Origin of the sequence: Novosphingobium sp. GV079 (genome assembly GCF_003058045.1) — a bacterium.
In the GTDB taxonomy this organism is placed as follows: domain Bacteria; phylum Pseudomonadota; class Alphaproteobacteria; order Sphingomonadales; family Sphingomonadaceae; genus Novosphingobium; species Novosphingobium capsulatum.
Map to the genome: position 1 here is coordinate 1 of NZ_QBUE01000044.1, position 3602 is coordinate 3602.

At 66.3% G+C, this 3602-nt stretch carries 7 protein-coding genes and 1 pseudogene; all 8 read left to right on the forward strand.

Annotated elements, in window-relative coordinates:
- A pseudogene (locus C8K14_RS22790) lies at positions 1-1116 on the forward strand (bifunctional DNA primase/helicase); the annotation flags it as partial.
- Complete coding sequence (locus tag C8K14_RS22110) at positions 1113-1595, forward strand: hypothetical protein (protein ID WP_107758319.1); 483 nt, start codon at positions 1113-1115, stop codon at positions 1593-1595. The pseudogene C8K14_RS22790 and the gene C8K14_RS22110, both read left to right, overlap by 4 nt.
- A gap of 153 nt (positions 1596-1748) precedes the next feature.
- The gene (locus tag C8K14_RS22115) at positions 1749-1961 is read left to right on the forward strand and encodes a hypothetical protein (RefSeq protein ID WP_107719314.1); all 213 of its coding nucleotides are present in this window, start codon (positions 1749-1751) and stop codon (positions 1959-1961) included.
- Positions 1958-2092 carry a hypothetical protein gene (locus tag C8K14_RS23180; RefSeq protein ID WP_255420090.1) on the forward strand — a complete coding sequence of 45 codons (135 nt, stop codon included), beginning with the start codon at positions 1958-1960 and terminating at the stop codon, positions 2090-2092. The genes C8K14_RS22115 and C8K14_RS23180 overlap by 4 nt, the downstream gene beginning before the upstream one ends.
- 36 nt (positions 2093-2128) lie before the next feature.
- Positions 2129-2380 (forward strand): hypothetical protein, encoded by a 252-nt coding sequence (locus C8K14_RS22120; protein ID WP_107719316.1) that lies wholly within the window; start codon positions 2129-2131, stop codon positions 2378-2380.
- Entirely contained in the window at positions 2377-2940 is a 564-nt protein-coding gene (locus C8K14_RS22125; RefSeq protein WP_107719318.1) for a hypothetical protein, read from the forward strand. The genes C8K14_RS22120 and C8K14_RS22125 overlap by 4 nt, the downstream gene beginning before the upstream one ends.
- Complete coding sequence (locus C8K14_RS22130; protein WP_107719320.1) at positions 2937-3248, forward strand: hypothetical protein; 312 nt, start codon at positions 2937-2939, stop codon at positions 3246-3248. Before C8K14_RS22125 ends, C8K14_RS22130 begins: the two co-directional genes overlap by 4 nt.
- Positions 3245-3448, forward strand: coding sequence for a hypothetical protein (locus C8K14_RS22135; protein WP_107719322.1), 204 nt, complete (start codon positions 3245-3247; stop codon positions 3446-3448). The genes C8K14_RS22130 and C8K14_RS22135 overlap by 4 nt, the downstream gene beginning before the upstream one ends.
- Positions 3449-3602: the final 154 nt, after the last annotated feature.

Here is a 3602-nt window from a genome sequence, read left to right on the forward strand (position 1 = left end):
AAGGCCATGGTCGGCCTGGCCTTTTTCGTCATGTCGCTCTTCGCGGTGCAGATCCGCCAGCGCGAAAAGTCGATCGGCTTCCTCGAGATCACCGGCCAGCCTGGTTCGGGCAAATCCACCCTGATCGAGTTCCTGTGGAAGCTGCTCGGCCGCAGCGGATACGAAGGGTTTGACCCCAACAAAGCCACCCCGGCCTTCATCGCGCGCAGCCTGATCAAGGTGGCCAATCTCCCGGTCGGCCTGATCGAAAGTGGCCGGAACGATGAAAAGCGCACCGGTGGCCGCCAGTTCGACCACAACGAGCTGCTCGTGTTGTTCAACGGCCGCTCCCCGCGCGGCACCGGGCAAAAGAGCAACGGCGTCGAGACCAGCGAACCGCCATTCCTCGGCACGATCTACCTGGTGCAGAACGAGCGGATCGACGCGATCCCCGCCGTGCTCGAGCGCCTCATGTCCATGTCTATCGACAAGGCCGGGCGCAACGAAGCCACCCGGGCCGCTGCCATCCGCCTCGAACAATGGCCGATGGAGCAGGTATCCGGCACCATCGTTCATGTCGTGCGCAACGAGGCCAAGTGGCTCGAGCGCTATTTCGCGCGGTCGGAATTCCACGAGCGCGACATGCGCAGCCGGGTGGAGGGCCTCCACAACGACCGCATCATCAAGAACCATCGCCAGCTCGCCGCCGCCGTCGAAACCCTGCCGGCGCTGTTCCCCGCGATCCGCCAAGAATGGGTGGCCGAGACGCTTTCGCTGATCGAGGCCCTCGCGCTCGATCGCCAGTTGAGCGCCGGCGGTGATCATCCCGCCGTCGCCGATTTCTGGGAAAAGGTCGAATACCTCCTCGCGCGCGAAAAGCCCGAGGATCACGGCGAGGGCAAGTCCCTCAACCAGGCGCGGGACAAGGATCGGCTCTTCGCCATCCAGCTCCCAGAGTTCGAATCGCGCTGCCGCAACGCCGGCCTCTCTGCCCCCAACGTCGACCTGCTCAAGAAGGTGCTGCGCGGCAGCAAGAGCCGCAAGTTTGTCGACCGCAAGAAGGTCAACAACCCCACCGGCCACATCGTCGGATGCTGGGTGTTCGAGCAGCCCGCCAAGGCGGAGCGCATCATATGACCTGGGCCGAACAGGAATTCCGGGTCTGGCACGGCATCCAGAGCCCCGAGCCGCCCGCCGCCGCGTTCGACTATGCCGAGATCCGCGAAATGGCCGAGCGCATGCTGGACACGCGGCGCAACCGCTTCCCCCACCTCGTCGCCAAGGGCCGGATGACAGCCGCCGAGGCCGAGGCGCAGATCGCGGTGTTCGAGACCCTCGCGGCCGAATGGCGCTGGATGGCCACCGGCGAAGGTGCCCCGGCTGAGGCGGAACAGATCCCGGCCCTGCGCGAGGCGCTCGACCAGAGCATCGCCACCATTGCCGAGATCGCCCGCGAGCAGCGCGGGTTGACGGCCGAACTCGCTGCCCAGGCTGAATGGGTGATCGCCATGGCCTGGCACCTAGAGCCAGGCCGCCGCACCCGCGCCTGCCGCGCGCAAACCTTCGTGCTGCGCCAGCTCATGGCCGCCGAAAAGGAGGCCCGCCGTGCTGCGTGACCTTCACCCCATGGCCTGCCCCTGCCGCGCCTGCCGCCCGGCTGCATCGCCCAGGCCCGCCCGCTTCCCCATCCCCGCCGGCCCGCGCCGGTGGCTCACCGCTGCCAGGGCGCACTGCCTGGCGATCCTCACCCGCTGAACCGGAGATTGCCCATGTCGATTGCCCAACGCCTCACCCCTGCCCCGTTCGAATGCCGCTGCGGCACCCTGCATGCATCGCCCGATGGCCAGCTTCCCGTGGGCTGGACCACGCGCGGCGGCAACGTGTGGTGCGAAGACTGCACCCGCGCCGGCGTGCCCGTCCGCGAAGCCACCCAGCCCCGCCCGCGCCGCAAGCCCCTCTCGCCCAGGTACGCGGCGCAGTGATCGCCCTCGGCCCCCGCGACATCGCCCGCGCCGTCGCCCTCACCCTGGCGTTGAGCGCCGCCCTGCACATCCTCGATCGCGTGATCGCCGGCTTCGCCCGCTGCCCGCTCGAGCACTGCCTCCCCTGGTGAAACCAGCCTCTACCCGCAACGAAAGGAAGCCCCGCAATGGCTTGTGAATGCATCAAGAACATCGACGAGCAGCTGACCGACCACACCCTGGAAATCGCGATCTGCTTTGCCAGCGACCGCAACGAGCTGGTCGCCCGCACCTTCACGCCCCTGGTGCGCAAGGACACCAGGAAGCACGAAACGCGCAGCAAGCAGCCGCGCCACTTCGCCCACACCTTCTGCCCGTTCTGCGGCACCCGCCACGATCCCGAACCGGTCGCGCAGGCGGCGGAAGGCGGTGCAGCATGAGCACCGTGTTTCTAACCACCTACGAGGTGATCGGCGCCCTTGATGCTGCACGCGCCCATTATGCGGCGATCAACGCCGCCGTTCGTACGCAGTGGGCCTTCGTCACCGAAGTGAACGGCGAAGGTTTTCGCCCAGACAGCAACGGCGGTGTGCGCTCCATCTTTTTTCATGAACTGCCGCCCGGATGGCGAAAGATTGGCAGCGAAAACGGGAATGTCGAGGCTGTCCCGCACAAGGGCAGCAACCTTGGCAAGGTAGCGGCTCGGAAACTGCTGGAACTTCCCAGAGCGCCACAGCCTCATGCCCTGGCCTCGGCTTTTGGCTATAATCCGCCGCACTTCGCTATCGAAAATGGCCGGATCTACTTCGCCACCGATTTGACCGTCACATTCCCATCTGAACGCATCTTCTTGCGGCTTCCCCGCTTCGCCGACGATGGCTTCGTGCCGGATGAAGACAAGTTGCGAGCGATCCCCGAGAGCGAGTTCATGGCCGCGATCGAGGCGCATAATGCCGAGGCGCGGCGCCTGCGCGAAGCGCAGGAAGGCGGTGCAGCATGATCGTCGTCCGCGTCGAACTCTGGTCCGCCGTCAACGGCGAAAAGACCGAACTCGCCCGTATGGTGGTCGACAACATCGGCGGCACCAACACCCGTGGCAATTACCGCTGCCGCACCCTCAAGGGCCGCTCCAAGGCCGCCCTCGATGGCGCCCTCTGCGCCGCCATCCGTGGCGGCAAGGGCACCCAGCGCGAAAGCCAGGTCACCGGCCACCCCCGCCTGCGCGAACACGTCTGGAACCTTGTCGCCAAGTGCCTCGCCGCCATGGACTATGGCAACAAGGCTGCTGCCGAGGGAGAAGCGGCATGAAGCTGCGCCGCATCCTCACCGGCGCCGCGATCAGCGGCGCCATCGCAATCGCCATCAGGTCCTTCGCCATCTGGGAACTGCCTTGGGACTGGGATTGGGCAAACACCGGTGTTGTCGTCCGGCTTCTGATCGCCTGGGCTGCATGCGCGGGTGGGATGGTAAGTGAGATCTTCACCCGCTCCATCAGAGGCCGGCAATGAGCGCCCGCGTCCTGATCGGTTGCGAGCGCAGTGGTGTGCTGCGCCGTGCGTTCCTCGCCCGTGGCATTGATGCCTGGTCCTGCGACCTCGAGCCGGCCGACGATGGCAGCAATCGCCATATTCGCGGCAACCTGCTCGACCATCTCGATGATGG